The sequence below is a fragment of the Pseudodesulfovibrio sediminis genome, assembly GCF_020886695.1.
GTDB classification, from domain to species: Bacteria; Desulfobacterota; Desulfovibrionia; order Desulfovibrionales; family Desulfovibrionaceae; genus Pseudodesulfovibrio; species Pseudodesulfovibrio sediminis.
The window spans coordinates 2,644,535-2,671,037 of the sequence record NZ_AP024485.1 but is presented as its reverse complement, the minus strand read 5'-3'; the positions used below and the strand labels follow the sequence as shown (position 1 = coordinate 2,671,037).

Here is a 26,503-nt window from a genome sequence, read left to right as displayed (position 1 = left end):
CCCCCCCGTTTATGCCTGGGGCAGCTCGATAATGAAGGTGGCGCCCAATCCCGGCTGTGACTCCACGGCCATGGTTCCGCCCAGCCCTTCGGTGACGATATAATAGGATACGGACATGCCCAGCCCGGTGCCGACATCCGCATTCTTGGTCGTAAAGAACGGCTCGAACACCCGATGACGCACAGGTTCTTCCATTCCGGGACCGTTGTCTTCGATTTCGATTCTGACCCGACCGTCCACGGCCTTGCACCGCAGCACGAAGCCGGGTACCCGTTCCGTTTCCTTGTGGGCCAGCGTCATGGCCTGGGCGCCGTTGTTCAGGACATTGAAAAACACCTGCTGCAACTTGCTCGCTTCACAATTGACCAGCGGCGGCGGGTCGTCGTAATCCCGGATGAACTCGATATCCTTGAAATTGTAACTCTGCTTGAGGTCATGCCCGCTCTTGACCAGTTCCACGGCATTATCCAGGATCTCCGCGACATTCTCGTCACGACAACACCCGTCAGACATACGACTGAATCCAAGCATGTTGGTGACCACATTGCCAGCCCGTTCGCCCGACGTGATGATGGATTCAATCATGGCCCGGACATCCCGCTTATCCGCATACTCCGCGACCGCGTCAAAAGTGATCCCGCAATCGGCCGCCACCCGTTTATTCAGCTTTGTCTCCTCCAGAAGACGCTTTCTCAAAAGGTGTGCGCTCCCCAGAATGGCTGCCAGGGGGTTGTTGATTTCATGGGCCATACCCGCTGCCAGTCCGCCCACCGAGAGCATCTTCTCGGACTGGATCATCATCTCCTCGATTCGCACGCGCTCGGTCACGTCATCCACACGGAGCACGGCTCCCTGCACGCCGTTTGCGATCAGGGGATACACCGACACGTCCTTGTAGCGAAGGACCCCTTCCACGTCTTCGGCGACCTTCTCCTGCACCAGCGGCCTGCGCTCCGTGATGGCCTCAGTCACCCGGTTCATTTCATCGGCCATGTTAGGCAGCACGTCCACAAGCAGGCGCCCCTGAGCCTCTTCCTGCGTAAAGCCCGTGATATCGGCAGCGCGCATGTTCCAATGCGTTACCCGCCCCTCCGTATCCACACCCACGAGGATGGAAGGCATGGAGTCAATAATGTTACTCAATAGATTCCGCAAGGTAGAGACTTCTTCGTGGGAGGTCCTGAGTTCCTGAATATGACTCTCAAGCTGCAGGTTCTGGTAGGCGGTCCATGACATGAGATTGGCCAGCAGAAACAAGGCCTGGCCGATCTGCTTGAACTGCTCCAGCGGCATGACCGTGACCTGCTTCAAGGCCCGGAGAAATTCGGTCTCATCCGCACCAATTTCCCGGGCATAGCTGATCATCCGCTCCTCATCGAGATAGTCATTGCGAATCTGGCCTATGAGCCAACTGGCGATATGCTGACCGTCGACGGAAATGCTGGCTCCACCATCCCACAAGCCACTGCTCAGACAGGGCTGAATGGTCGGTCCCCGCGAGTTGAACTGGCCGAGGAAGGCGTCGGATCGCATGCAGTTGGAGAATCCCTTCTCTGTTTTACGAATAATATTTTCACAGAGAAACGAGAAGTTGCTCGGCTTGGTAATGGGAGTGCCATCGGGCTGGGTGATGATGGAGGCAACGCCTGTTGCCTTGGCAAAAGCGTCCTGAATGGCCTGAATCTCGTCCACCTCAAAGAGATCGGAAAACGAGATTCCCTTATGAGGAGCAGAGGAACCGGTCAACGATTCCAGCTCCGCCTCAGCAAGACTCAGTTCACGCCGCAACTCAGAAATGCGGTTTTCAAGTTCTTTACTATCCAAGGGTACCCCTTTGTAGCCGCCCACAAGCACACATGTGAAGAACGGAATACTACTGTAGTAGTAACAACAGGGAAAATATGTGGTCAATAAATATCACCAATTAATCTTTCCGCAACAAAGGCTGACAGCCCGGTGCAGGCCCCACATGCCGCATTTTACACTCCACCGGCTTGCCAAAACAAAACCGAATGCGCACTATGTATAAAAGGAAAAATCAAATGAAAACAAAACATGCACAGATAAAAGGAATGCACTGCGCCGCCTGCTCCGGGCGAATCGAACGTGTCGTCTCCGGCATGGACGGCGTAGACGAAGTCGCGGTGAATCTGGCTGCCGAAAGCATGAAACTGTCCTTTGACCCGGACATCATCACTGCCGAGGCCGTGGGCGAACGTATCAAGGACCTCGGCTTCGAAGCCCTGTTTGCCTCTGACGATCCCCTTGCCGAGTTGAAGCTCGACCTCGGCGGCATGCATTGTGCGGCCTGCTCGGGGCGCATCGAGCGCGTGGTGGGCAACATGGACGGGGTGGACACCGCCGCCGTGAATCTGGCCACCAACTCCGGCACCTTTGTCTTTGATCCTTCGCTGGTTTCGCGACGCGCCATCAGACAGGCCATCAGTGACGCAGGATTTTCCTCCGAGGTCCAGACCGACACGGCCAATATCTTTGAAGAACGCCGCAGGGAAGCCGAAGACAGACTGACCGCCCAGAAACGGGCACTCATCCCCGCCTTTCTCTTTGCCCTGCCACTGCTGATCCTTTCCATGGGGCACATGTGGGGCATGCCGCTGCCCGCGTTTCTCGATCCCATGCACGCACCCCTGACCTTTGCGCTGACCCAGCTCTGCCTGACGCTGCCCGTGATCTGGTCCGGCCGGAATTTCTACCTTCAGGGCATCCCCGCCCTCCTGCGCGGCGGCCCGAACATGGACTCGCTGGTTGCCATGGGCACGGGCGCGGCCTTCATATATTCCCTGTGGAACACCATCGCGCTCGGCCTTGGGCTGGGCGATGTGCACCTGCTGGCCATGGACCTCTATTACGAATCCGCCGCCGTGCTTATCGCCATGATCTCCATGGGCAAATACTTCGAGGCGCGCAGCAAGCTCAAGACCTCGGACGCCATCCGGGCGCTCATGCAGCTCACCCCGGACACCGCCACCCTGCTGGTGAATGGAGAACAGACCACCATCTCCGTTGATGAGGTGGAGCCGGGCGACCTGCTGCTCATCAAACCGGGCGAACGGGTCCCCGTGGACGGCGAGGTGGTGGCCGGCCGATCCTCCGTGGACGAATCCATGCTCACAGGCGAACCCATGCCTGTGACCAAGGAGATCGGCGATCCCGTGGCAGGCGGCACACTCAACACCCACGGCGCGCTGACGCTCAGGGCCGAGCGTGTGGGCGCGGACACCATGCTGTCCCGCATCATCAGGCTGGTGCAGGACGCACAGGGGTCCAAGGCCCCCATCGCCAATCTGGCAGACACAATCAGCTATTATTTCGTCCCCGCAGTCATGGGTATCGCCCTCATCTCCGGCCTGGCCTGGTATTTCATCGGCGGGGCGGACTTCCCGTTCTCCCTGCGCATTTTCGTGGCCGTCATGGTCATTGCCTGCCCCTGCGCCATGGGGTTGGCCACTCCGGTCTCCATCATGGTCGGCACCGGGCGCGGCGCCCAGCTCGGGGTGCTCATCAAGTCAGGTCGCGCCTTGCAGGAAGCAGGCAGCCTCGACACCGTGGTCTTTGACAAGACCGGCACCCTCACCCACGGCAAGCCCACGCTGGTCGGCATGACCCTGACGGACACCAACACCACAAAGGACGACGCGCTCACACTGGCCGCCTCTGCCGAGAGCCAGAGCGAACACCCGTTGGCCCAGGCCATGGTCAAGGCCGCCAGAGAACGAGGCCTCACGCCGACCACGCCCGAAGCGTTCACTGCCACGCTTGGCAAGGGAATAGAGGCCACCATTGGCGGCACGGACATCATTATCGGTAATTTCCCGTTCATCGAGGAACACGGCTGCACGCTGACCGCTGCGAGCAAAGACGCTGTCCGGCTGCACGAAGAGCAGGGGGCGACCGTGGTCTACCTTGCCAGCGGCACGACCGTGCTGGCCCTGTTCGCCATCGGCGACGAGATGCGCACGGAGACGCCATCGGTCATCGCCAGGCTCAAGGCTTCAGGGCTGACCCCGGTCATGCTCACCGGCGACCAGGAGACCAATGCCCGCGTCATCGCGGATAAGGCAGGCATCGACATGGTCATCGCCGGAGTCCTCCCTGACCGCAAGGCCGAGGAAGTGGCCCGACTCCAGGCCGAAGGCCGTACCGTGGCCATGGTGGGCGACGGCATCAATGACGCCCCGGCCCTGGCCAAGGCGGACATCGGCATAGCCATGGGGTCCGGCATCGACGTGGCCGTGGAATCAGGCGACGTGGTGCTCATGCAATCCGACCTGAACGCCATGCTCACGGCCCTGCGGCTCTCCCGTGCCACCATGACGAACATCAAGCAGAACCTGTTCTGGGCCTTTGCCTTCAACACCCTTGGCATTCCCGTGGCAGCCGGTGTGCTGCACATCTTCGGCGGACCGACCCTCGACCCCATGCTGGCAGGGACGGCCATGGCCATGAGCTCCGTGACCGTGGTCTCCAACGCCCTCAGGCTGCGCTGGTTCAAAGGGGCCTAGACAACACCTTTTTTTATTTGCTTATTGTGCGGTTTACGATATGAGAGACCCTTTCGTGCATCCACATAATAACCACTCTGGAGTTCATATGAAAAAGATTGCGATTCCCCTGATACTGTTGGCTACCCTGCTTCTCTGTGCGGCTGCTCTCGCTGCGACATGGAACCTGACCGCGCTCAAGGCCGAGGCTGCCAAGGCCGTGCCTGACGGCAAGGTCATGGCTTCCAGTGCCGATGAATACGGCGCGCTCGTCGGCGTGCAGGCCGAAGGCACCAATTACCAGTTCACCCTTTCCACGGATCAGGACCCGCAGGCACCGACCGTGCACCCCTTTAGCTACAAAGGGCATAAGGCGTTCTTTTTCGAGGTCGGCATGCCCGGTTCAGGCGGACTCATGATTCTGCTGGGCAATGACAAGAGCCTGACCATCCTCTGCATGGTCGGCATGGACGCGGACGAGGACCCGGACATGAACGCTCTGACCGCCATAGCCGACAAGATGGACCTCGGCGCATTATAGGCTTATCCTTTTCATAGAATACATCGCATCAACTCAACAAGGAGTACTGATATGCCCGTCATCAAAGTCAAAGGCATGAGCTGCCAGCATTGTGTGAAGTCTGTCACCGAAGCCATGGAGAAGCTGGGCGCTAAAGACGTGTCCATCGACCTCCTTTCCGGAGATGTCACCTATTCAGAAGACACTCCCATCGCTCTTGACGCCATCAAAGAGGCTGTCACCAAAATCGGCTTCGAGGTTGTCGAGTAATCAGCAACCCAGGCCTGGCTCCCCTCGCGTCCCGTGAGCGACCATATTACTGCAAAACAACTAGGCCCGCGGAGTCAGCAACGGTTACACGCTGATTTCACGGGCCTGCTCATGTTGTCTGCCATACTGTCTAAAACTGAAAAAACATGCTACAGGTTGAGGACTCCGACCTTGTCATGAGTATGTGCTTGAAGAGAAATGTCCGACAGTACCAATTCCGTCCAACGGAATACTGATAAACCTTGCCAGGGAGGGACAATGTCTTTTGTGCGTCAACAGAATCTTGCAACAGCCGTTCTTTGCATCGTGCTTTCAGCTTTCTGTTGCCTGATGCCTGCACCAGGCCATGCCATGGATAAAGACACGTACATATTCATGGATGAGCCAATCCCCCCATATATATTCAGCGAAGAGGACGGCATCTGCAAACGGGGCATCACAAAAGAAATCTTTGATGAACTCTTTGGCCGGCTTGGGATACGATATGAAATCAGGCTTGTCCCCTGGGCACGGGCTTTGTACTGTGCGAAACATGGAGAATGTGACGGCATTCCCCTGCTGATGAAAAACACAGAGCGAGCAGCTTTTTTGACCTACAGTGATCCTGTCGTGGAAAACAGTGATCTAATATACTATCGGCCTGACCGACTGGGTAATTTCCGGTGGAACACCCTTGATGATTTAAAGGATTTATCCATTGGACTGGTACGAGGATATACATACAGTGAGAGGCTCCTCAAAACCATTCGCCACCACAACATCCCTGTCAGATACGCCAAGGATTCCGAGTTGAATTTCAGCATGCTGCATGCCGGGCGCGTCGATATCATTGTCGAAGACGAGACCGTGGCCGGACCGCTTTTGGACAGGCACCCGCGTTGGTCCAAAGACATACGCCCGACCCAGAGGGCGGTTTCCAGCTATTACTGGCATATCGGCCTGTCTCGAAAATCGCCTCTGGTACAGCACCTGGACGACATCAATCGCGCACTGGAAGCCATGCGCACCGACGGAAGTCTCGAAACCATTTTAAACAAACAGTGACATGCGCCGCGTACGAGACAAAAACCCCCGACGCCATTGCGCCGGGGGTTTTTACTTCGTCGTCTTTCGACTGTTATTCAGCCGTTGTCGGATCAATAATGGTCCTGACTTCGGCTACCGAATTGGCAGGGAAACCGCCTTTTTCGGCATGTTCACGCACCGCGGCTTCATCGGGGGCAATGTAGACGCAGTAGATCTTGTCGTCGGTCACATAGGACTGGACCCATTGAACCTGGGGGCCAAGATCCTGCAATACGCCACAGGAATGCTTGGATATACCCTGCAATTCTTCAGCAGTCAGGTTCCCTGCACCGGGAATTTCTCTCTCGATAACATATTTCGGCATGGTCATATCTCCTTCGGAAGAACGCAAGATGTCTTTCTTAGATAGTGGAATATCAACGTTGCATGAGTCGGACGGTCAGCCATGAACACGGACCCGATGCCCGCTTAACGTCCAGACAATAACCGCTGGTAATAAACACTGCGATGGTTATTGCTTTTTTTCCTACTACAAAGAAAAAAAATTGTCTTGAAATATCTCAGAAAAACAGAATCAGGATTCGTCTGAAGCGGTCCTGTCATACGCCGGATCAAACCACGCGGACGGCCCTTCTTCGGCACCGTTCTTCCGTCCCTGCCAGATGTCATGCCGTTTGAAATACCCGCGCACCGCGTTGTGCAGGCCCCGCATATTGGCCGCCCAGTCCGGGGCCAGCAGTTCCCCCTTGGCAGGGTTGCCGTTGAGGCGATGTACAACGATCTTCGGATCAAGATGCATGACAGCCTCGGCCAGCCACATGAGATACTCGTCCTGGGAGGGGGGGACATAGGCTCCGCTCTCATACCATTTGGCAAGCCGTGTGCCGCGAGCCACATACAGATTGTGAAACTTGACCCCCCGAACGGGCAGGGAGTTGATGAACCTCACGGAATCGACCATCTCGGTCAGTCCTTCGCGACCGCCCGGCCTGGGCAGGCCCCCGATGATGTGGGCCACCACGGTCAGCCCGCGCTGCGCAGCCGCGTGGGTGGCCACGGCAAAGGCCTCGGCATCATGTCCACGGTTGATATGATCGAGAGTGACGTCGCAGGCGGACTGCAACCCCAGCTCAAGGAAAATCTCGCCGAGTCCAAGGCGTTCCTGCTGGGCGGCCAGCAGATCGAGCTTGGCATCATCCAGACAATCGGGGCGCGTGCCCAACGACAACGCGGTCAACCCGGGGAGTCCGGCGAGCTTCTCCAGAATCGAAGCGAGCTTGTCGAGGGGGCCGTGCGTGTTGGAGTAGGATTGAAGATAGGCGGCAAACAGTTCCAGCCCGTGGTGCTCATAGTGGTGATTGCGCCAAAACCGCCACTGCTCCTCCAGCGAAAGACCGCGATCCGCCATGCCTGAACCTGAGCCCATGGGGTTGCAGAAGACGCACCCCTCGCGGGAAATGGTGCCATCCCTGTTCGGACAGGAAAAGCCCCCGTCCAGCGGGATTTTCTGGACGCGCTGACCAAACCGTTGACGCATATATGAGGAAAGTCCAAAGGTGCGATACATGTTTTTTTAGAAAAAGTTGAGAAAAACTGCTCAAACCTTCAATGGTCTGTTGCTAGAGCGGGTTACATTTGGTACGAATCTTCAGTTGAAAATACAAACTAGCGTACTTGCCCTCACTTGGGAAGAACGCTGTCGAATAAGAAATCTTACATTAGCACCGTATTGAACGGGGGATACATGGGTAGCCTGCTCAACAGAATCATCGGCTCTTTTTCCAGTGATCTTGCCATTGACCTGGGCACAGCGAACACGCTGGTCTATGTCAAAGGCAAGGGCGTCATGCTGAGTGAACCGTCGGTCGTGGCTGTAAAAAAAGACTCGCGCGGTGGCAAGGCCGTGCTGGCAGTCGGCGCCGAAGCAAAGAAGATGCTCGGCCGTACGCCCGGCAACATCGTTGCCATCAGACCCATGAAGGACGGCGTCATCGCCGACTTCGAAGTCACGGAAGCCATGCTTCGCCACTTTATTTCCAAAGTCCACAACTCCAGACGGCTTGTCCGTCCCCGAATCATGATCTGTGTGCCCACGGGCATTACGCAGGTCGAAAAACGCGCTGTCAGGGAATCGGCACAGAGTGCCGGTGCTCGTGAGGTCTACCTCATCGAGGAACCCATGGCCGCAGCCATCGGGGCCAACCTGCCCATCACTGAACCGACCTCGAACATGATAGTGGACATCGGCGGCGGCACCACCGAGATCGCCGTCATCTCCCTGTCCGGTATTGTCTACGCCCGTTCCGTCCGGATCGGCGGCGACAAGATGGACGAGGCGATCATGCAGCACGTCAAACGCAAGTACAACATGCTCATCGGTGAATCCACATCGGAACAGATCAAGATCAACATCGGGTCCGCCTACCCTCTGGGTGACGAAGAGCCGATCATGGAAGTCAAGGGTCGTGACCTGGTCACTGGTATTCCCCAGAACCGCCCCATCACCGCCGAAGAGGTCCGCGAGGCCATCAGTGAGCAGGTGGAAGGCATCGTTCAGGGCGTCCGCATCGCGCTGGAACAGACACCGCCCGAGCTGGCGGCCGACATCGTTGACCGAGGCATCGTCCTCACCGGCGGCGGCGCGCTCCTCAAGGGGCTTGATCAGCTGTTGCAGCATGAGACCCAATTGCCCATCACCGTGGTTGAAGACCCGCTCACAGCGGTTGTCCTCGGCTCGGGCAAGGCGCTCGACAATATTGACCTGTACAAGGATATCACCACGGACTAGCCGGGTCGATATGACCACACACTGGTTATCAACAAGCGCACGGTTGCACCACAGCAGCAATCGTGCGCTTTCATAAGTTGAAAGGTAGAAATACATGACCGGACCAAAAAAAATAGCCATCATCATCGTGGCAGGTCTATTTGTGTACCTTTCCCTGCACACCTGGAACCTGCGCACCGGACACCTCGACGCCCTGTCCACCTACACGGGGCTGGATATCTCCGGCGTCATCCTGCGGCCTGGCATCTGGGTCAAGGACAATGTCGTGGGATTCTGGGAACGCTACATCTATCTGGTGGGCCTCAAGCAGGAAAACGATGCTCTCAAAGAAGAAGCCGCCATGTGCAGAAAGGCCAACCTGCTCATGAAAGCCCAGGCCGAGAGTGCCGGACGGCTGGAAAAAATCCTGGGGTTCACCGCTCCCGAACAATGGATGTTTTCCGGTACGCGCGTCATCGGCCACCGTATGGGGCCGGCCAGCGCACTGGCCACCATCACCGTGGACAAGGGGAGCGCGCAAGGCATTGCGGACGACATGCCCGTCACCGCTCTTGACGGCGTGGTAGGCCGCATATGGCGTACCGGCGTGGGCACCTCGACCGTCCTTCTCCTGACCGACACCAACAGCCGCATCGCCGTCATCGGCGACACCCATCGCTCTCCGGGCATGCTCTCCGGTCAGGGATACGGCCAGTCTCTCAGACTCCGCTACATCAACCAGAACGCCAAGATCGATCCTGGCGAGCTTCTGCTCACATCCGGCCTGTCCGGCATCTTCCCCAAGGGATTGCCCGTGGCCCGTGTGACCAAAGTCCAACGCTCCGACATTTCCCTGTTCCTCACCGTGCTGGCCGAGCCGCTGGTGGACGTGGCCAAGCTTGAGGAAGTCCTGCTTCTGAGCCGTCAACCCGAGGAGCTGCCGCTGACGGATGCAACTCCTGCAGACGAGGAGGGCGACACCGGTGCCTCCGACCAATAAAGCCCTGTCCCTGCTCTGGTGGGGGACCTATACCATTTTCGGCGTCTGGGGACACCGCACTTTTCCCGGCATGGACTTCTTTGCGCCCGGCATCATCCTCTGCCTGCAAAAGGAAGGAGGAACCCGCACACTGTGGCTGGCCGCCATATGGATGCTGCTCATAGAGGGAACCGGCAACCTCCCCTTTGGCTACGGACTGGCCGAGTACAGCCTGCTCATCGGCTTTTACCTCGCCGGGCAGTGGCTCTTCGAGTCGAGGTCCTTTCTCTTCATGGGACTGCTCGGGCTGGCACTGGGCGTCCTGCACCCGTTCCTGATCTACGCCATGGCCAGCCTGGCCGACCTGACCATCCTCATGAAGCCGGTGCTTATCGAAGGAGGCCTCCAGGCCATCACGTTCCCGATCATCTGGCTGGTGATCGACTACTTCTATCCAACAAGACTGAGGCAGGATGTCAGATCTTTATAGCGAAACCGACCAGCAGCCACCCAGGTCAGGTCTGCTCCTGCTCCAGGCGCTCATTCTCGGTCTGTTCTGTCTGTTTGCCATACGCCTGTGGTACCTCCAGATCCACAAGGGTGAAGAGTACGCGCTCAAGGCCCGCGACAACCAGCTTCGTCAGGAATCCATATTTTCACCTCGCGGCCTGATCCGCGACCGCAACGGCGAACTCCTGGCCGTGAACGAACCCGCCTATGCGCTCAGCATCATCCGCGAGGACTGCCCGGACATCGACAGGCTCATTCACCAGATCGCCATGTGGACCGGCAAGGATTATTTCGCCCTCAAGACGCTGTACAACAAGAACAAGAAACGAGTGAAGCCGTTCGAGCCGCTGATCGTCATCCCTGACCTGACCTACAATCAACTCGCACTCATCGACACCAACAAGGTCCGCTGGCCCGGTCTGGAAATCCAGTTCCGTCCTCGCCGACTGTACCGGTACGGCACTCTGTTCGCCCATGTACTCGGCTATGTGGCCGAGGCCAACGAAGAAGAGATGGGCAAACAGCCTGAACTGGCACTGGGCGACAATGTCGGCAAACAGGGCATTGAATACATGCTTGAAGACCGCATGCGCGGCATCAAGGGTCGCATGCAATATGAGGTCGATGTCACCGGACGGCGCTTGCAGGAGCGCATCATCAAGCACCCTCGTGCCGGGCATGAGATATCTCTCTCCCTTGACCTCGGATTGCAAAAACTCGCCATGGACTGGCTGTCCGAAGAAGCGGGCGGTGTCGCCGTCATGGATGCCGACACGGGCCAGCTCTGGGCCCTGGCCACTGCACCGTCATACAACTCCAATGATTTTTCCTCGGGCCTGACCCCGGAACAATGGGCCGCACTCCGGGACAACCCCCTGCACCCCATGCAGAACAGGGTCATCCAGTCCGTGTATCCTCCGGGGTCCATCTTCAAGCACGTCGTGGCCGGGGCCGGACTGCACTACGGCATGCTTGATCCCAATGAAACCGTCCACTGCGGGGGAGCGATCAAGCTGGGACGCAGCATCTTCCGCTGCTGGCGCAGGGGCGGCCACGGCAAGGTCAATCTGGAGAAGGCTCTGGTCCAATCCTGTGACGTCTATTTCTACAAGATGGGCAAGAAGCTCACCGTGGACCGCATGAGCGAATTCGCCAAGGCCGTGGGCTTCGGCCAGAAAACAGGCATCCGCCTGCCCCATGAAAAGTCGGGAAACATCCCCACCCGCGAATGGAAACGTAAACGGTTCGGCGAGAGTTGGCAGGGTGGCGACAACCTGAACATGGCCATTGGTCAGGGCTTCACACTGGTCACCCCCCTGCAGGTCGTGCGCTTCTTTGGCGGCGTGCTCAATGGCGGCAAGCTGCTCAAGCCGCTTCTGCTCAAGGATGAAAAGACCGTTGTGCAGGCCGAGATTCCGCTGAAACCATACCAGCTCGGACTCATCAAAAGAGCGCTGATTCAGACGGTCCAGGACGACCATGGCACCTGTCGCCGCATCCGCACCAAGGATGTCGTGGTGGGTGGCAAGACCGGTACGGCCCAGGTTGTCCGACTGACCGACGAGCTCAAGAAACTCAAAGACGATCAGATCCCCTACAGGTTCCGTGATCACGCCTGGATGGCAGCCATTGCCGAAAAGGACGGCCGACGGTTCGCCATCGCCGTACTGGTCGAGCACGGTCTGCATGGCGGGTCCGGCGCAGGGCCGATCGTCAAGGCGGTTATCGATTATCTCTTCTACGGCAAGGTCACACCCAAGCCCGAGGAACGCAAGGCCAAGGCGCGCGCCGCCCGCGCACTCTCATACAAGCCAAAGAAAAAGAAGGTGAAAACCAATGCCAATTGATCGCAGGTTACTGCTCTACATCAACTGGCCCCTGTTCGGCCTGGCTCTCATACTCTTCCTCATGGGTGTACTGAATCTCTATTCCGCCAGCGGCACCCGGCTGGAGGAAGGCATGAACATGGCCCCCTACTATCACCGCCAGCTCCTGTGGGGATTCATGGGTGTGTTCGCCATGGTCCTGTTCATGTTCTTTGACTACCGCCACTTGAAAACATTGGCTTGGCCCATGTTCTGGACCACGGTCTGTTTTCTCATCGCGGTTTTTCTGGTGGGTAAAACCATATACGGCGCGCGGCGCTGGCTTGATCTCGGCTTCATGAACTTCCAACCATCGGAGATGGCGAAAATCGCCGTCCTCCTTGTGGGTGCCCGCATATTATCCAAGGAAAGGGAACCGCTTGACTTCATTCGCCTGGGGTATGTCCTGGGCGTGGGCCTCATCCTGGCCGGGTTGATCATCAAACAGCCCGACCTGGGTTCCGGCCTGTCCATCATCATGATCCTCGGCGGCATGATCCTGTTCCGCGGCGTCACCCCGCGCGTGTTCAAGACCGCCCTGGTGGCCATCCCGGCCCTGCTGCCCCTGTCCTGGTTCTTTTTGCACGACTACCAGAAACAACGCATCATGACCTTTCTGGACCCGACCACCGATCCGCTGGGGGCCGGATATCATATCATCCAGTCGGAAATCGCCATCGGGTCAGGCGGCTTCTGGGGCAAAGGTTTTCTGCAGGGCACACAGTCACAGTTACGATTTTTACCTGAACGTCACACAGACTTTGCCGTCGCGGTTTTCGGAGAGGAATGGGGCTTTGTCGGAACGATGATTCTGCTCTCTCTTTTCTGTATTTTTCTCTATCAAATGCTAGTGATAGCTCGTGACGCTCGCGGCCTTTTCGGTTCCTATCTTGCGGCAGGAGTGTTCTTCTATTTCTTCTGGCAAATCCTTATAAATACGGGTATGGTCCTCGGGCTGATGCCAGTAGTTGGCATCCCTCTCCCGTTCATCAGCTACGGGGGAAGTGCTACTCTGGTAAATTTTTGCCTCGTCGGGCTTGTGCTAAATGTGTCAATGCGACGATTCCTGTTTAAACAGGCGTAGCCACTGCAGAACAAGTCCTGTTATTACAATCTGATGTGAGCAGGAGTGCTTTTCCATGGCGAGAGATGAGATCAATGCGTTTTTGGGGGCCGGAACCAATTATCACGGTAAGTTGCACTTTCAAGGCGCAGTGCGCATAGATGGCAACTTCAAGGGTGAGGTGGTGTCCGAAGGAACGCTGGTCATAGGCCAGGAGGCAACTGTGGAAGGCCAGATCAAAGTAGGTCAGCTCGTCCTTTCCGGGAGCATCAAGGGCGAAGTCGAGGCAAAGAACAAGGTAGTCCTGCACAAGACTGCCAATTTGCATGGGAATATCAGGACGCCCGTCCTGGTAGTCGAAGAAGGTGCAGTTCTCCAAGGCCAACTCAACATGGGTAGCACGGGTACTGTTTCCACGGAAAAGCCGGAAGAGGATTCCTAAGAGTCGCAGATTGGTCACGGGACCCATAAATTCAAGCGGTGCAGAGGCAAAAAGCCTTTGACACAGTCTTTGAAATTGGGTACTTCCCAGTGACTTTGCGCTAAAATTCACAACCTCATCGGGGGCATACGGTATGGTTATACCTGATTCAACAATTCTAATCCAAGGTGTCAACTTCTTGGTTATGATCTTCTTGCTGAATAAGATTCTCATCGATCCTATTCGCCAGATCATCAGTAAACGCAAGGGGTTGATGGATGGACAGCTGGAAAAAATCGAAGGCTTCAACGCAAGCGCCGAACAAAAAGTGGTCGACTATGAGGCCGCTCTGACCAGCGCGCGCAAGGAAGCCGGAGCAATCCGCAACGCTGCCAAGGATGCAGGCACTGCTGAAGAGCAGGCGCTGCTGGCCGAAGCAGGCAAAGAGGCTTCCAGCACCATTCAGGCCGCACGTACCGAGATTAAGTCTCAGGTCAAAGGCGCCATGGACCAGCTGACTAAGGATGTGGACAAATTCGCTGAGCAGGCTACAGGCAAGATCCTGGGTCAGGCTTAGAGAGAGGAGGGTTTCATCTTGAAACGGTTTAATGTGTTTTTTGCGGTACTCATCGCCGCACTGGCTGTCTCCTCTGTAGCATTTGCTAACACGGCAGAAGGCACCCACGAACTTTTCACGGCAGAGAAGCTGAAAGACTATGCTTTCCGCTTAGGCAACTTCGCTATCTTCCTCGGTGTCCTGTACTGGGCGGCCGGATCCAAGATCAAAGCATTTTTCGTTGGCCGTCGTGATGGCATCAAGCAGGAGCTTGATGATCTGCAGGCCCGCCAGGCAGAAGCTGAGAAGAAGCTCAAGGAAGTGGAATCCAGCATCGCCAACATGGCTGCCGAAAAAGCTCAGATACTTGAAGACGCCAAAGCGCAGGGCGAAGTCCTGAAAGCCGCGCTCATCGAGAAAGGCAAGAGAGATGCCGCCGCGCTGACTGAACAGGCAAAGCGCACCGCTTCCAACGAAGCCGCAGCAGCCATCGCAACCATCCGCGGCGAAATGGCCGACATGGTTATTGAGGCAGCCGAGAAGATCGTTGCCGAGAAGCTGAGCGCCGAAGACCACGACAAACTCGTGGATGACTATTTAACGAAGGTGGTGCTCAATTGATTGGTAACGTAGTTTCCCGCCGTTACGCTAAAGCTCTGTTTGCCGTTGGCGCTGCCAAGGGCGAAGCAGAACAGGCGAAATACGGTGAGCAGCTGGTCGCCATCGGTGCATCCATTGAAGATGCACCCGAGGCCGCCGCGTTCTTCAAAAATCCGGCATTCAATGTCGATGAGAAGAAAGCGGTCCTGAATCAGCTGATCGATAAAGTTTCGGTAGACCCGATGGTCAAGAACTTCTGTGGATTGCTGGCTGACAAAAGCCGCATCGAGATGCTCCCTGCCATCGCTTCTGACTATAAGGCAATGATTGACGCTGTCTCCGGTGTCATCGCTGGTGAGCTCATCACGGTGAGCGAACTCAACGAGGAAAGAAAATCCGCAATCCAAGCCAATCTCGAAAAGCAGGCCGGCAAAAAGCTGGAACTGTCTTTCGCTACCGACAAGGAAATCCTTGGCGGTATTGTCCTCAAGGTGGGGGACAAGGTTATGGATGCCAGCCTCAAGGCTCAGCTGCAGATTTTGAAAGAAAATATTAAAAGGGGTGAGTAGGGCAATGCAGATCAAAGCAGAAGAAATCAGCAAAATCATTCAGGACCAGATTCAGAATTATGAGTCTCGTGTTGAAATGAGCGAGACCGGTACCGTCCTCTACGTTGGTGACGGTATTGCTCGTGTTCACGGCGTTGAGAACGTCATGGCCATGGAGCTGCTGGAATTCCCCGGCGGCCTGATGGGCATGGTGCTCAACCTGGAAGAAGATAACGTTGGTGTCGCCCTTCTGGGTTCTGATACCGGTGTTAAAGAAGGTGACCCGGTCAAGCGTACCGGCAACATTTACTCCGTCCCGGTTGGCGACGGCGTCATGGGCCGCGTTGTTGACCCCCTCGGTCAGCCTATCGACGGTCTGGGCCCCATCGAATCCACTGAGACCCGTCCGGTCGAAATGAAGGCCCCCGGTATCATCGCTCGTAAGTCCGTTCACGAGCCCTGCTACACCGGCCTCAAGGCTGTTGACGCCATGACTCCTGTTGGCCGCGGCCAGCGCGAGCTCGTCATTGGTGACCGCCAGACCGGTAAGACCGCTGTCTGCGTCGACGCCATCCTGGCTCAGAAGACCACCGATGTGCACTGCTTCTACGTAGCTATCGGTCAGAAGAAAGCTTCTGTCGCTCTGGTTGCCGACATTCTCCGTCAGCACGGCGCAATGGAATACACCACCATCGTTTCCGCAACCGCATCCGAGCCTGCACCGCTGCAGTTCATTGCTGCATACACCGGCGCAACCATGGCTGAATACTACCGCGATAACGGCAAGCACGCCCTTATCTGCTACGATGACCTTTCCAAGCAGGCTACTGCTTATCGTGAAATGTCCCTCCTGCTTCGTCGTCCTCCGGGCCGTGAAGCTTTCCCTGGTGACGTTTTCTACCTTCACTCCAGACTGCTCGAACGTTCCTGCAAGGTTAACGATGGCCTCGGTGCCGGTTCTCTGACCGCCCTGCCCGTTATCGAAACCCAGGCCGGTGACGTCTCCGCATTTATTCCGACCAACGTTATCTCCATTACTGACGGTCAGATCTACCTGGAGCCCAACCTGTTCCTGTCCGGCGTTCGCCCGGCCATCAACGTCGGTCTCTCCGTCTCCCGAGTCGGTGGTTCCGCACAGATCAAGGCCATGAAGCAGGTTGCCGGTACTCTGCGTCTCGACCTCGCTACCTACCGCGAGCTCGCCGCATTCGCATCCTTCGGTTCCGACCTCGACGCCGCTACCCAGCAGAAGCTGGCTCGTGGAGCACGTATGGTTGAAGTCCTGAAGCAGGGCCAGTACAAGCCTCAGACCGTTCAGCAGCAGGTTTCCATCCTGTTCGCCGCTACTCGCGGTTTCCTGGATGACGTTCCTGTTGAAGCAGTCCAGAAGTTCGAGGCTGAGTTCCACGAATTCATGGCTAACACCAAATCCGCTGTCCTCAACTCCATCGTTGAGAAGCAGAAGATTGACGACGCTGTCGAAGCTGACCTCAAGGCCGCTATCGAAGAGTTCAAGAAAGGCTTCAGCGCTTAATTAAGGGGTAACGAATGGCATCGTTAAGAGACGTCCAAAATCAGATTGTTGGCGTCAAGAAAACCAAGCAGATCACCAAGGCCATGAATATGGTGGCCTCGGCAAAACTGCGGAACGCGCAGGACCGTATCGAACGGTTCCGCCCGTATGCCGACAAGTTTTATGAGATGCTCGGAGACTTGGCAGCCGGCGCTGACGAATCGGTACATCCGCTGCTGGAAGTCCGGGACGAAGTAAAGACCGTGGGTATCATGGTCACCACTTCAGATCGCGGCCTCTGTGGCGCATTTAATATCAATATTATCAATATGGCCCTGAAACTGGCCAAAAAGAAGGCTTCTGAAGGCAAGACTGTCAAGATGTACTGCATCGGCAAGAGAGCCTACGATACCTTTAAGAAGACTGAATACGAAATGGTGCGTGCCGAAACCGAAGCCATGGGAAGTTTCGATTTTACCCTCGCGGCAAGCGTCGGTAACGAGCTCATCGATGGCTACATTTCCGGAGCGCTAGACGAAGTTCATGTCGTATTTGGTGAATTCGTTTCCATGGCCAAACAGCCGGCTAAGGATCTCATGGTTCTGCCCATGGCAGCCCAGGAAGAAGAGACCGAAGCAGCTGAAGGTGGCGCAGGAGACTACATATACGAACCGTCAGTTGAAGGCCTTCTGGCCGAGCTGCTGCCTCGGTTCATCAAGGTCCAGGTCTATCGTGGCCTGCTCGACACATCTTGTTCCGAGCATGCTGCACGTATGGCTGCCATGGACAACGCCACCAAGGCGTGTGACGAACTGACGGATTCCCTGACCTTGCTCTTCAACAAGACAAGGCAGGCCGCCATTACTGGCGATCTTATGGACATTGTCGGCGGCGTGGAAGCGCTGAAAGGATAAAAGGGGGCTATGAAAATGGCTAATACTGGTAAAATCGTTCAGGTAATTGGCGCCGTTGTCGACGTCGAATTTGCCGAAGGGAATCTTCCCAACATTCTGTCTGCGATGGAGATTAAAAATCCCAACAACGTTGACGCTCCGCTGCTCGTCTGCGAAGTCGCTCAGCACCTGGGTAACAACGTTGTTCGCACCATCGCCATGGACGCCACCGAAGGTCTCGTCCGCGGCATGGAAGCAGTCGATCTCGGTCAGCCCATCTCCGTTCCTGTTGGTTCCGGCTCTCTGGGCCGCATCATGAACGTTGTTGGTGAGCCCTCCGATGAAATGGGACCGATTCCTTGTGAAAAGCGTCTCCCCATTCACCGTGAAGCTCCTGCTTTCACCGATCAGTCCACCAAGGTTGAACTGCTCGAAACCGGCATCAAGGTCGTTGACCTGCTCATCCCGTTCCCGAAAGGCGGCAAGATGGGCCTCTTCGGCGGCGCCGGCGTTGGCAAGACCGTTATTCTGATGGAAATGATCAACAACATCGCCAAGCAGCACGGTGGTATCTCCGTCTTCGCTGGTGTTGGTGAGCGTACCCGTGAAGGTAACGACCTCTACTACGAAATGAAAGAAGCCGGCGTTCTCGAGAAAGCCGCCTTGGTTTACGGCCAGATGAACGAGCCTCCGGGAGCCCGCGCTCGTGTTGCTCTGACCGCACTGACCTGCGCTGAGTACTTCCGTGACGAAGAAGGCCAGGACGTGCTCCTCTTCGTTGATAACATCTTCCGCTTCACCCAGGCTGGCGCAGAGGTCTCCGCACTTCTCGGCCGCATGCCTTCCGCAGTTGGTTACCAGCCGACTCTGGGTACTGACCTCGGTGGTCTGCAGGAACGTATTACCTCCACCAACAAGGGTTCCATTACCTCTGTTCAGGCTGTTTACGTCCCTGCTGATGACTTGACTGACCCCGCACCGGCAACGACCTTTGCTCACCTTGACGGTACTCTGGTTCTGTCTCGCGCCATCTCCGAGCTCGGTATCTACCCTGCTGTTGACCCGCTTGACTCCACCTCTCGTATCCTCTCCCCCGATGTCATCGGTGAAGAGCACTACGCTACCGCTCGTGAAGTCCAGTCCGTACTGCAGAAGTACAAAGACCTTCAGGACATCATCGCCATCCTCGGTATGGATGAGCTGTCCGACGAAGACAAGAGCACTGTTGCTCGCGCACGTCGCGTCCAGCGTTTCCTGTCCCAGCCGTTCCACGTTGCTGAGGTCTTCACTGGTGTGTCTGGTAAGTACGTTAAGACTGAAGACACTGTTCAGGCCTTCCGCGACATTCTCGACGGCAAGTACGACGACCTGCCTGAGCAGGCCTTCTACATGTGCGGCGGTATCGAGGAAGCCATCGAAAAAGCCAAGCAGTAAGCGAGGTAATTCATGGCAACATTGAAGCTTGAGATAGTCACTCCCGATCGGAAAGTACTTTCCGAGGACGTGGAATACGTTGGCGCACCCGGTATCATGGGTGAATTCGGTATCCTGCCGAGCCACGTTCCCTTCCTGTCCGCTCTGGGAATTGGCAATCTTCATTATAATCAAAATGGCAAGACGCACTATGTGTTCGTGTCCGGTGGATTCGCCGAAGTCAGCAACAATCAGGTAACCATCCTGGCTGAAGTCGCTGAAATGGCCACTGAGATCGATCACGACCGCGCCTCCAAGGCAAAGGAGCGTGCCGAACAGCGCGCTGCCACAGCCAAGGAAAAGATCGAAGCTGCCCGGAACCAGGCTGCATTGAAGCGAGCTGTCTCGCGTATCAACTGCAAGTCCTCCGGAAAGACCGCAGGAACCTGCTAGTCGATTCTGATCCTCACCCTACAAATAAAAGGGCAGGCTCATATGAGCCTGCCCTTTTTACGTTGAGTCGAAAGAACCAACCGGGGACATGCGTACAGGGACGCCGTATGATGTGAGTAAGTACCCCGCAGGATAGCTGCAAGGCGGTGCGTTCAATGAGCGCGTTGGGAAGAGGGGAACCTTGTTACAGGCCGAGCTTGCTGCGCAAGACCCGCCAGACACTGTCCGGCGTGAGTTCCTTCATGCATTTGAAATGCTCTTTCGGGCATTTCTTCGGACCATGCAGGCCACAGGGACGGCATTCCAGATCGATTTGCATGACCGTGGAGTTCTCACCGCGGGGAAAGAACCCGAGTTTTTCCACTGTGGGACCAAAGAGCGCCACCAACGGCGTATCCTGTGTCCAGGCAAGATGCATGGGACCGGAATCATTGGTGAGATAGGCGTCAAGTTTGCCGAGATAAGCTGCCAGCGCAGGCAGATTCAGTTTGCCCGCCAGATTTGTCACATGTGACGGGTCAGCATTGGCCCCCTGCTCCACCTTGCGCGCGACTTCCTGTTCATCAGGACCCGCAAAGATGAGGACATGTGCTCCATTCTCCGAGGCAGTTCGCACGATCTCACTGTAATATTCCACAGGCCAACACTTGGTCGGCCAGGTCGACCCTGGGTGCAACCCCAAAACAGGTCGATCAAAGGCTGATTCGGCCCAGAATGTCTCCGCCTGCACCTGGGCTTCCGCAGCCACAACCAGCGCTGCCTTGGGAGCCGGACCAGTGATGCCCAGCGGTGTCAGCAGCTGCATGAGCCGCTCGATCTCGGCCAGTTCGGTAAAGCGGCGATCAGCGGTTTCGGTGTAGGCGAACCGGTTATACCACGGCGCGGAATAGCCTATACGCCGCTGTATCCCAGTGGCCCTGCTGATCAACGCCGTGCGTAGACTGGTATGGGTGGAAATCCACAAGTCAAAGCCCTGCTGGCCGATCTCCCTGCCAAAGCGTATAGCGGCGCTGAGGGATTTTTGCTTTCCACGCTTGGCAAAGGGATGCACCTGCGCAATCTCAGGCTGGCCTTCGAAAATGGATTCAACACCGCTTCGGACAAAAAAATGTATTTCAGCGTCGGGGTAACGATCCTTCACAGCACGTACGAGCGGCAGGGTCAGGACGGCATCCCCCAAAAACGCGGTTTGCCAGATGGCAATTTTAGTATATTCCTGCATTGAGGTCAGGTGTATCCTGTCTGGGATTTTCAGGCAACAGCTTGATCTGAAGGCCGGTTGTCAGTACCCTGCACCCATCAAATAGGAGACAATTCATGAAATATATCATGTTCGAAGACTTTTCCGGCGCTGATGTGCCCATCATATTCCCCAATCGCATCAATTTCGGCGAGATGCGTGAACAGATGCCCTACACCAAGGCAGTTTCTGCCGGATACATTTCCTACGGTCCCGACGGCTTCCGCTGTCACGGACAGTCCAAAGGGTTGGCGCTCGCCGCCCGGAAAGAGGATGCCGCCATCATCCGCGACAAGTTTGAAGACGTCGAGAGTTAACCTCAGGAGTGCAGGGAACCAGGTGTAAGTTCCCTGAACACTCCTCAAATGCATATCTTTGGCGGTATCTCGCCAATATTCTGTTTCCCCTATGCCGATTCCCCGCAGACAAGCCGGGCACCCATTTCTCGTGCACGCTGACAGTCACTAGCGAAAAATGCCTCCCTGTACCGGGCCTTTTCATTCTTCTCGTAGGCTGCCTCGAATTTATCGTAATCAGTATACTGCGTCGTATTGTTCGCAATGACCAACTCACAGGAGCCGAAGATTCTGGCCAGGTAATTCCGCGTCCGTTCGAAAACGCTCTCGTATCCCAACACGGTTTGCTGTTCCTCTGTCACATTCATCGTATACATCAACCCTGTGGGCATATGGCGAGGGAAATGGGAATTATTGTAATCCTTGTAGTTCAGATAGGGGAACTGCAACCGTTCAAGAAAGGCTCGCGTGGTCGCTGTTTCACTACCGAAATACACTGGAGTGCCCAGGATGATCGCGTGGGCTTCACGCACCTTTTCAAGAATAGGTTGCAGATCATCTTTGAACGCACACACCCCGGTTTTTTTTCGATCAAGCCGCTTACATGCAAAACAACTCGAACATCCCTTGAAATCGAGTTGATAAAGGTTGATCAGCTCGGTTTCAGCCCCTGACTCACGCGCTCCCTCAAGAGCATGCTCAAGCATGGTCACGGTATTCCAATTCTTCCTCCGCGCACTGCCGTTGAATGCCAATACGTTCATGGTGACTCCTTCATGCACCACAAAGTATGACATGGCGCATTGAATGTTTTACACTTCGAAACACATCGAATATACATGGTAAAAAAAACCTATCCGTTCAATAAATGACTGAGTTTCTGTGCGGCCTCCCGGTCAACCCAGAAAAGGACGTTCCTGGCCTCACGTTTCGTGTGGACCAAACCCGCCTCGCGCAATTCTTTGAAGTGATGCGAAACCGTGGACGGAGCCAACCCGAGACGTTCGGCAAAACTGCTTTGGCAGTTCTGGAATTCCTCGGAAGACTTCGACAACGTACTGGTTACACAGCCTGCCAACTCGCGATATATCCGCAAACGGTGTGGATTGGACAACGCCTTGAACATCCGCGCCATCTGTTCGAGTTCTTCATCAGGAACGGGCGGGCATTGATTATTCGTTTCGGACTTCGACATGTTTCGAACATTATGGAAAACCGCAGCCACTGTCAACAGTGTTTCGGCATCGGATTCATGCAAACCAGTCCGGAACGAACCTGCCGCCGCACCGGAGTTCTTCTTCCAGACGGTGATAGTCCGGCTCGTAGCAGGCCACGCAGTCCCAGTATGCCTGTGAATGATTGAGATGGCGCGTATGACAGAGTTCGTGCAGAAGCAGGTGGTTCACCAATTCCGGAGGAAGGAACAGGAGCTTGGCGTTGACGCTTATGGTCCCGCGGGCGGAGCAGCTGCCCCAGCGGGTTTTCTGTCGTCGAACACGCAAGGCCGTGTATTCGAGACCGGTCCGCCGGCTCATGGCGATAAGCATGGGCAGCACTATTTCGCGTGCTTTTTTCACCGTGTATCGTTGCAGGGCCTCAAAGATGGCGGGTCGATCCTCCACCGGTCCCTTGACCTGAAGTCGAGCCACGTTCTCCATCACGCTGACCTTGACCGGGCGATCCAGATAATCGACCTGATATATCCGGTCCATGGCCTTGAAATCCAGGATATTGGGCAGATCAGGTATCGAACCTGACAAGTCCATCCCATCAGCCAGCAGCCGATCACGGGTCCGCTCTATCCATGGTCGTTTCTCATCCAGGATTCCAGCGACCAAATGCTTGCCAAAACCTTTGGGAGTAACTACTTCCAATCCCTTGCCGGGTATCAGCTTGACCAACACCCGCTTGGCGCGTGGATGTGTCTTGATGCTCAACGGAAGACCGGCGTACGTCTTCACCCGACCAGATCCTCTTCGGAGCGAACAGTGATGCCGTGCTCCTTGAGCAATGCGGCAAACACCCCGTCACCCTGAATGCAGGTGGAGGTAAAGGACCCGTCATAGATGATTCCGCACCCGCAGGAGGGAGACCGGGTCTTGAGAATCGCCTCGGTGCAGCCTGCGAGCTTGGCCAGCCGCAAGCCCTCTTCGGCGCCGCGCCGAAACGCGGCGGTCTGGTCCACGCCGTCACTGTCGACGACACGACCATCTTTGATTTCACAGGGTTTTCGGGGAGTGGACAGGCCACCCATTGCCTCGGGACAAAAAGGGATCGCGCGTCCCTGTCTGACCAGTTCGACCGCAGGGCCAAAGGATACAACCTCGCCGCTATAGCGACAGAACATGCCAATCAGACAGGCAGAGACAATACAGGGAGAGTGCTTCATGACGATAAGTCTACCCTTGATTTTTCCTGATTCAAAGCCCTATTGTCTGCCAACCGCACAAAGGAACCTCTATGACAGACCAATATAAGAAACGGGGGATGTATATATTCCTCCTTCTGCTTGCTATCGGCAGCGGTGCAGCCTTCCAGGGATGGCGCACGCTGCTCAACAACTTTGCCGTGGATGTCGGCGGCCTGGATGGTCTGGGTATCGGCATCATCCAATCCGTGCGTGAAGTCCCCGGCTTCCTGGCCCTGCTGGCCATCTACCTCATTCTTTTCATCCGGGAGCACCGACTGGCTGCACTGAGCGTGGCCATCATGGGGCTGGGCGTGGTCCTGACCGGCCTGCTGCCTTCCCTTTCGGGCCTGATCCTGACAACCCTGCTCATGAGTTTCGGCTTCCACTATTTCGAGACCATGAACCAGTCGCTGACCCTCCAATACTTCAGCCATACGGAAGCCCCGCTGGTCATGGGGCGTCTACGGAGCGTCGGTGCCTTGACGAACATCGTTGTGGGCGGCGCCATCTATGTCATGGCCCGCTACTTCGAATACTCCCAGATGTTCGCCATCCTCGGTACTGTCGCCGTGGCCGCAGGGTTCTGGGGACTGACCCGTGATCCGTCGCAGAGCGACCTTCCGCCGCAGCGCAAGAAGATGACCTTCAAAATGAAGTACTGGCTGTACTATGCCCTGACGTTCATGGGAGGAGCGCGACGGCAGATTTTCGTGGCCTTTGCCGTGTTCCTGCTGGTGAAGAAATTCGGCTTCACCATCCAGCACATCACCATACTCTTTGTGCTCAACAACGTGCTCAACTATTTCGCCAACCCTTTGATCGGCAAGGCCGTGAACCGGTTCGGCGAACGGGCCGTGTTGACCATTGAATACAGCTCCCTGATCCTGGTTTTCCTTGGCTACGCCTACACCGAGAGTGCCTGGCTTGCAGCGTCGCTCTATGTGCTGGACAATATCCTTTTCAACTTCTCCATGGGAATCAAGACCTTCTACCAAAAGATCGCCGATCCTCAGGACATCGCATCCGGCATGGCTGTCGGATTCACCATCAATCATGTGGCCGCTGTATTCATTCCGGCAATGGGAGGACTGGTCTGGATATCCAACTACCGATCGGTTTTTCTGGCTGCGGTAGCCATGTCATTGATATCATTACTATTGGCTCAGATTATCCCTGCACAGTTACGCAGAAAGTCAATCAACCCATTGACTTAACGTAGTATCTTGGTACTTTTGGTTATCAAAGACACATATTAATCTGCATACACGTATTCCAGTGGACTAAAGAAATGAAAGGTATGGGATTGGGACTTCCAAAAGTTTTTCTGCAAACCGGTGACTGTTACATCGGTGTCCAACCGACGTTGGTCACAACGGTATTGGGCTCTTGTCTGGCAGTGACCATACACGCACCCAAGGTCGGCATCGGGACCATCTGCCACGCTTTCCTGCCTGACAGCATGGAATCCACTCCACTCAAGGGACGAGAGCCGCAGATTTGCCGATATGTGGACACAGCCTTACAGAACATGCTTGAAACCATGGATAAAATCGGCGTCCCGCGTCGGGAATTGGTCGTCAAGATGTTTGGTGGCGGCTCCGGCGTTGCTGTACAGAATATCAAAAGCTCCAGCACCTTCAATATCGGCAAGCGCAATATAGATATGGCGCGCAAGCTCCTCAACTTCGTCAGACTCCCCATTCAGGTGGAGGATGTCGGTGGTTCTCGAGGCCGCAAGCTCATGTTCAATACCCAGACCGGCGAAGTCTGGGTCAAGAAGCTGCGCAAGCACTTCGAGGAAATGGAGGGCATGGGCGCGCCTGGATCAAAATACTAGGAGACACCATGAAGCCCCCAGTACACCGGATCACAATGCACCTTTCTCGACTCTGTCTTCCTCTGCTGCTGGCTCTGTGCCTGCTCCAGCCTGCCATGGCCGGAGAAACACTGTTTCAATACTCCACCATCGACGCCCTGCTGGCCGGATTCTATGACGGAGACCTGACCATGCAGGCCCTCAAGCGACAGGGCGACTTCGGCCTTGGCACGTTGAACGGCATTGACGGCGAGCTGGTGGTGCTCGACGGCACGGCCTACCACATCGCAGCCGGAGGCACCGCCTCCATCCCGGACGATCAGACCCGCGTGCCCTTTGCCACGGTCTCCTTTTTCACCCCTGAAACCTCGCTCGACCTGCCCGCCGTCAGCTCCTTGAAGGCGCTGAATGCCGCTGTCCTGAAAAGCCTGCCGTCACAAAACGTCTTCTACGCCCTTCGCATCGACACCACATTCTCGCAGGTCGAGGCTCGGGCCATTCCCAAACAGCAGCCGCCCTATGCCCCGCTCCATGTGGTGGTCAAAGAGCAGGTGGTTGTGCCGTTTACCGGGCCGGGCACACTGGTGGGATATTACTCGCCCCCCTTTGTCAAAGGTGTTAATGTTCCCGGCTTTCACTGGCATTTCCTGACCCGGGACCGCTCCGGAGGCGGACACGTTCTGGATTGCGCCTTTGGCCCGGCCACTGCGCACCTGGACGCCCTCCGCTCTTTGACTGTCTCCCTGCCGGACTCTCGCGAATTCGACACACTGGACCTGTCAAAAGACAAGGGCAGGGAACTTGAAGCAGTGGAAAAAGGTCACCCCCAAAAGCAGTAGAAC

At 56.1% G+C, this 26,503-nt stretch carries 29 protein-coding genes; 21 read left to right on the top strand and 8 right to left on the bottom strand.

Translation table 11 applies throughout. The features are described 5' to 3' along the window. Positions 1–9: 9 nt before the first annotated feature. The gene (locus tag SRBAKS_RS12765) at positions 10–1,824 is read right to left on the bottom strand and encodes a PocR ligand-binding domain-containing protein (protein ID WP_229591280.1); all 1,815 of its coding nucleotides are present in this window, start codon (positions 1,822–1,824) and stop codon (positions 10–12) included. Positions 1,825–2,042: 218 nt separating this feature from the next. Between SRBAKS_RS12765 and SRBAKS_RS12760 the strand changes: the two genes are divergently transcribed. From SRBAKS_RS12760 to SRBAKS_RS12745, 4 genes are all read left to right on the top strand, one after another. Next, positions 2,043–4,523, top strand: coding sequence for a heavy metal translocating P-type ATPase (locus SRBAKS_RS12760; RefSeq protein ID WP_229591279.1), 2,481 nt, complete (start codon positions 2,043–2,045; stop codon positions 4,521–4,523). A gap of 88 nt (positions 4,524–4,611) precedes the next feature. Further along, positions 4,612–5,043: a hypothetical protein gene (locus SRBAKS_RS12755; protein ID WP_229591278.1), complete on the top strand. Its 432-nt coding sequence runs from the start codon at positions 4,612–4,614 to the stop codon at positions 5,041–5,043. 51 nt (positions 5,044–5,094) lie between these two features. Next, the gene (locus tag SRBAKS_RS12750; RefSeq protein ID WP_229591277.1) at positions 5,095–5,292 is read left to right on the top strand and encodes a heavy-metal-associated domain-containing protein; all 198 of its coding nucleotides are present in this window, start codon (positions 5,095–5,097) and stop codon (positions 5,290–5,292) included. A gap of 351 nt (positions 5,293–5,643) precedes the next feature. Then, entirely contained in the window at positions 5,644–6,336 is a 693-nt protein-coding gene (locus SRBAKS_RS12745) for a substrate-binding periplasmic protein (RefSeq protein WP_229591276.1), read from the top strand. 73 nt (positions 6,337–6,409) lie between these two features. Here the strand turns inward: SRBAKS_RS12745 and SRBAKS_RS12740 are convergent, their stop codons facing one another. Then, positions 6,410–6,682, bottom strand: coding sequence for a DUF4242 domain-containing protein (locus tag SRBAKS_RS12740; RefSeq protein ID WP_229591275.1), 273 nt, complete (start codon positions 6,680–6,682; stop codon positions 6,410–6,412). 210 nt (positions 6,683–6,892) lie between these two features. Further along, positions 6,893–7,855: a tRNA modification radical SAM protein MnmL/YtqA gene (mnmL, locus tag SRBAKS_RS12735; protein ID WP_229591274.1), complete on the bottom strand. Its 963-nt coding sequence runs from the start codon at positions 7,853–7,855 to the stop codon at positions 6,893–6,895. 207 nt (positions 7,856–8,062) lie between these two features. On the opposite strand from mnmL, the gene SRBAKS_RS12730 reads away from it, so the two are divergent. The 13 genes from SRBAKS_RS12730 to SRBAKS_RS12670 all read left to right on the top strand — a co-directional run bounded on the left by SRBAKS_RS12730 (position 8,063) and on the right by SRBAKS_RS12670 (position 19,899). Beyond that, a complete protein-coding gene (locus SRBAKS_RS12730; RefSeq protein ID WP_283816479.1) occupies positions 8,063–9,106 on the top strand; it encodes a rod shape-determining protein in 1,044 nt (347 codons plus the stop codon). A 94-nt stretch (positions 9,107–9,200) separates the two neighbouring features. Beyond that, the gene (mreC, locus tag SRBAKS_RS12725; protein ID WP_229591273.1) at positions 9,201–10,085 is read left to right on the top strand and encodes a rod shape-determining protein MreC; all 885 of its coding nucleotides are present in this window, start codon (positions 9,201–9,203) and stop codon (positions 10,083–10,085) included. After that, positions 10,069–10,554 carry a hypothetical protein gene (locus SRBAKS_RS12720; protein WP_229591272.1) on the top strand — a complete coding sequence of 162 codons (486 nt, stop codon included), beginning with the start codon at positions 10,069–10,071 and terminating at the stop codon, positions 10,552–10,554. The genes mreC and SRBAKS_RS12720 overlap by 17 nt, the downstream gene beginning before the upstream one ends. Next, positions 10,538–12,421, top strand: coding sequence for a penicillin-binding protein 2 (gene mrdA, locus SRBAKS_RS12715; protein WP_229591271.1), 1,884 nt, complete (start codon positions 10,538–10,540; stop codon positions 12,419–12,421). Before SRBAKS_RS12720 ends, mrdA begins: the two co-directional genes overlap by 17 nt. Beyond that, positions 12,411–13,523 (top strand): rod shape-determining protein RodA, encoded by a 1,113-nt coding sequence (gene rodA / locus SRBAKS_RS12710; RefSeq protein WP_229591270.1) that lies wholly within the window; start codon positions 12,411–12,413, stop codon positions 13,521–13,523. Before mrdA ends, rodA begins: the two co-directional genes overlap by 11 nt. Positions 13,524–13,578: 55 nt before the next feature. After that, positions 13,579–13,944, top strand: a complete 366-nt coding sequence (locus SRBAKS_RS12705) for a bactofilin family protein (protein ID WP_229591269.1) — start codon at positions 13,579–13,581, stop codon at positions 13,942–13,944. A 133-nt stretch (positions 13,945–14,077) separates the two neighbouring features. Further along, positions 14,078–14,500 carry a F0F1 ATP synthase subunit B gene (locus SRBAKS_RS12700; protein WP_283816478.1) on the top strand — a complete coding sequence of 141 codons (423 nt, stop codon included), beginning with the start codon at positions 14,078–14,080 and terminating at the stop codon, positions 14,498–14,500. 18 nt (positions 14,501–14,518) lie between these two features. After that, complete coding sequence (locus SRBAKS_RS12695; RefSeq protein ID WP_229591267.1) at positions 14,519–15,100, top strand: F0F1 ATP synthase subunit B; 582 nt, start codon at positions 14,519–14,521, stop codon at positions 15,098–15,100. After that, the gene (gene atpH, locus SRBAKS_RS12690) at positions 15,097–15,648 is read left to right on the top strand and encodes an ATP synthase F1 subunit delta (RefSeq protein ID WP_229591266.1); all 552 of its coding nucleotides are present in this window, start codon (positions 15,097–15,099) and stop codon (positions 15,646–15,648) included. The genes SRBAKS_RS12695 and atpH overlap by 4 nt, the downstream gene beginning before the upstream one ends. Positions 15,649–15,652: 4 nt before the next feature. After that, positions 15,653–17,161: a F0F1 ATP synthase subunit alpha gene (gene atpA, locus SRBAKS_RS12685; protein ID WP_229591265.1), complete on the top strand. Its 1,509-nt coding sequence runs from the start codon at positions 15,653–15,655 to the stop codon at positions 17,159–17,161. A 14-nt stretch (positions 17,162–17,175) separates the two neighbouring features. Next, on the top strand, positions 17,176–18,054 hold the full coding sequence (locus SRBAKS_RS12680) for a F0F1 ATP synthase subunit gamma (protein ID WP_229591264.1): 879 nt from the start codon (positions 17,176–17,178) through the stop codon (positions 18,052–18,054). 15 nt (positions 18,055–18,069) lie between these two features. Then, positions 18,070–19,467 (top strand): F0F1 ATP synthase subunit beta, encoded by a 1,398-nt coding sequence (gene atpD / locus SRBAKS_RS12675; protein WP_229591263.1) that lies wholly within the window; start codon positions 18,070–18,072, stop codon positions 19,465–19,467. Between the two features lie 12 nt (positions 19,468–19,479). Further along, positions 19,480–19,899: a F0F1 ATP synthase subunit epsilon gene (locus SRBAKS_RS12670; protein ID WP_229591262.1), complete on the top strand. Its 420-nt coding sequence runs from the start codon at positions 19,480–19,482 to the stop codon at positions 19,897–19,899. Between the two features lie 184 nt (positions 19,900–20,083). On the opposite strand, the gene waaF is transcribed toward SRBAKS_RS12670, so the two are convergent. Next, complete coding sequence (waaF, locus tag SRBAKS_RS12665; RefSeq protein WP_229591261.1) at positions 20,084–21,121, bottom strand: lipopolysaccharide heptosyltransferase II; 1,038 nt, start codon at positions 21,119–21,121, stop codon at positions 20,084–20,086. A gap of 95 nt (positions 21,122–21,216) precedes the next feature. Here waaF and SRBAKS_RS12660 point away from each other — a divergent pair, with 95 nt between their 5' ends. Next, positions 21,217–21,456, top strand: coding sequence for a hypothetical protein (locus SRBAKS_RS12660; RefSeq protein ID WP_229591260.1), 240 nt, complete (start codon positions 21,217–21,219; stop codon positions 21,454–21,456). An 89-nt stretch (positions 21,457–21,545) separates the two neighbouring features. Here the strand turns inward: SRBAKS_RS12660 and SRBAKS_RS12655 are convergent, their stop codons facing one another. From SRBAKS_RS12655 to SRBAKS_RS12640, 4 genes are all read right to left on the bottom strand, one after another. Continuing rightward, positions 21,546–22,199 carry a flavodoxin family protein gene (locus SRBAKS_RS12655; protein ID WP_229591259.1) on the bottom strand — a complete coding sequence of 218 codons (654 nt, stop codon included), beginning with the start codon at positions 22,197–22,199 and terminating at the stop codon, positions 21,546–21,548. An 89-nt stretch (positions 22,200–22,288) separates the two neighbouring features. Further along, on the bottom strand, positions 22,289–22,630 hold the full coding sequence (locus SRBAKS_RS12650; RefSeq protein WP_229591258.1) for an ArsR/SmtB family transcription factor: 342 nt from the start codon (positions 22,628–22,630) through the stop codon (positions 22,289–22,291). A gap of 55 nt (positions 22,631–22,685) precedes the next feature. Next, complete coding sequence (locus tag SRBAKS_RS12645) at positions 22,686–23,396, bottom strand: M48 family metallopeptidase (protein ID WP_229591257.1); 711 nt, start codon at positions 23,394–23,396, stop codon at positions 22,686–22,688. After that, complete coding sequence (locus SRBAKS_RS12640; protein WP_229591256.1) at positions 23,393–23,824, bottom strand: 2-thiouracil desulfurase family protein; 432 nt, start codon at positions 23,822–23,824, stop codon at positions 23,393–23,395. The genes SRBAKS_RS12645 and SRBAKS_RS12640 overlap by 4 nt, the downstream gene beginning before the upstream one ends. Positions 23,825–23,895: 71 nt before the next feature. Here SRBAKS_RS12640 and SRBAKS_RS12635 point away from each other — a divergent pair, with 71 nt between their 5' ends. The 3 genes from SRBAKS_RS12635 to budA all read left to right on the top strand — a co-directional run bounded on the left by SRBAKS_RS12635 (position 23,896) and on the right by budA (position 26,500). Further along, the gene (locus SRBAKS_RS12635) at positions 23,896–25,059 is read left to right on the top strand and encodes an MFS transporter (protein WP_229591255.1); all 1,164 of its coding nucleotides are present in this window, start codon (positions 23,896–23,898) and stop codon (positions 25,057–25,059) included. An 83-nt stretch (positions 25,060–25,142) separates the two neighbouring features. Continuing rightward, on the top strand, positions 25,143–25,682 hold the full coding sequence (locus tag SRBAKS_RS12630; RefSeq protein ID WP_229591254.1) for a chemotaxis protein CheD: 540 nt from the start codon (positions 25,143–25,145) through the stop codon (positions 25,680–25,682). 8 nt (positions 25,683–25,690) lie between these two features. Then, complete coding sequence (gene budA, locus SRBAKS_RS12625) at positions 25,691–26,500, top strand: acetolactate decarboxylase (RefSeq protein ID WP_229591253.1); 810 nt, start codon at positions 25,691–25,693, stop codon at positions 26,498–26,500. The last annotated feature ends 3 nt before the right edge of the window (positions 26,501–26,503 follow it).

What these genes read in the sequence shown, in the direction of transcription:
- SRBAKS_RS12655 (WP_229591259.1), bottom strand. Translation starts at nt 22,199, where the DNA reads ATGAACGTATTGGCATTCAACGGCAGTGCGCGGAGGAAGAATTGGAAT.
- SRBAKS_RS12740 (WP_229591275.1), bottom strand. Translation starts at nt 6,682, where the DNA reads ATGCCGAAATATGTTATCGAGAGAGAAATTCCCGGTGCAGGGAACCTG.
- mrdA (WP_229591271.1), top strand. Translation starts at nt 10,538, where the DNA reads ATGTCAGATCTTTATAGCGAAACCGACCAGCAGCCACCCAGGTCAGGT.
- SRBAKS_RS12640 (WP_229591256.1), bottom strand. Translation starts at nt 23,824, where the DNA reads ATGAAGCACTCTCCCTGTATTGTCTCTGCCTGTCTGATTGGCATGTTC.
- atpA (WP_229591265.1), top strand. Translation starts at nt 15,653, where the DNA reads ATGCAGATCAAAGCAGAAGAAATCAGCAAAATCATTCAGGACCAGATT.
- SRBAKS_RS12760 (WP_229591279.1), top strand. Translation starts at nt 2,043, where the DNA reads ATGAAAACAAAACATGCACAGATAAAAGGAATGCACTGCGCCGCCTGC.
- SRBAKS_RS12660 (WP_229591260.1), top strand. Translation starts at nt 21,217, where the DNA reads ATGAAATATATCATGTTCGAAGACTTTTCCGGCGCTGATGTGCCCATC.
- SRBAKS_RS12705 (WP_229591269.1), top strand. Translation starts at nt 13,579, where the DNA reads ATGGCGAGAGATGAGATCAATGCGTTTTTGGGGGCCGGAACCAATTAT.
- SRBAKS_RS12630 (WP_229591254.1), top strand. Translation starts at nt 25,143, where the DNA reads ATGGGATTGGGACTTCCAAAAGTTTTTCTGCAAACCGGTGACTGTTAC.
- SRBAKS_RS12635 (WP_229591255.1), top strand. Translation starts at nt 23,896, where the DNA reads ATGACAGACCAATATAAGAAACGGGGGATGTATATATTCCTCCTTCTG.
- waaF (WP_229591261.1), bottom strand. Translation starts at nt 21,121, where the DNA reads ATGCAGGAATATACTAAAATTGCCATCTGGCAAACCGCGTTTTTGGGG.
- SRBAKS_RS12730 (WP_283816479.1), top strand. Translation starts at nt 8,063, where the DNA reads ATGGGTAGCCTGCTCAACAGAATCATCGGCTCTTTTTCCAGTGATCTT.
- mnmL (WP_229591274.1), bottom strand. Translation starts at nt 7,855, where the DNA reads ATGCGTCAACGGTTTGGTCAGCGCGTCCAGAAAATCCCGCTGGACGGG.
- SRBAKS_RS12745 (WP_229591276.1), top strand. Translation starts at nt 5,644, where the DNA reads ATGGATAAAGACACGTACATATTCATGGATGAGCCAATCCCCCCATAT.
- SRBAKS_RS12680 (WP_229591264.1), top strand. Translation starts at nt 17,176, where the DNA reads ATGGCATCGTTAAGAGACGTCCAAAATCAGATTGTTGGCGTCAAGAAA.
- mreC (WP_229591273.1), top strand. Translation starts at nt 9,201, where the DNA reads ATGACCGGACCAAAAAAAATAGCCATCATCATCGTGGCAGGTCTATTT.
- atpD (WP_229591263.1), top strand. Translation starts at nt 18,070, where the DNA reads ATGGCTAATACTGGTAAAATCGTTCAGGTAATTGGCGCCGTTGTCGAC.
- SRBAKS_RS12650 (WP_229591258.1), bottom strand. Translation starts at nt 22,630, where the DNA reads ATGTCGAAGTCCGAAACGAATAATCAATGCCCGCCCGTTCCTGATGAA.
- SRBAKS_RS12670 (WP_229591262.1), top strand. Translation starts at nt 19,480, where the DNA reads ATGGCAACATTGAAGCTTGAGATAGTCACTCCCGATCGGAAAGTACTT.
- SRBAKS_RS12750 (WP_229591277.1), top strand. Translation starts at nt 5,095, where the DNA reads ATGCCCGTCATCAAAGTCAAAGGCATGAGCTGCCAGCATTGTGTGAAG.
- budA (WP_229591253.1), top strand. Translation starts at nt 25,691, where the DNA reads ATGAAGCCCCCAGTACACCGGATCACAATGCACCTTTCTCGACTCTGT.
- SRBAKS_RS12700 (WP_283816478.1), top strand. Translation starts at nt 14,078, where the DNA reads ATGGTTATACCTGATTCAACAATTCTAATCCAAGGTGTCAACTTCTTG.
- rodA (WP_229591270.1), top strand. Translation starts at nt 12,411, where the DNA reads ATGCCAATTGATCGCAGGTTACTGCTCTACATCAACTGGCCCCTGTTC.
- SRBAKS_RS12755 (WP_229591278.1), top strand. Translation starts at nt 4,612, where the DNA reads ATGAAAAAGATTGCGATTCCCCTGATACTGTTGGCTACCCTGCTTCTC.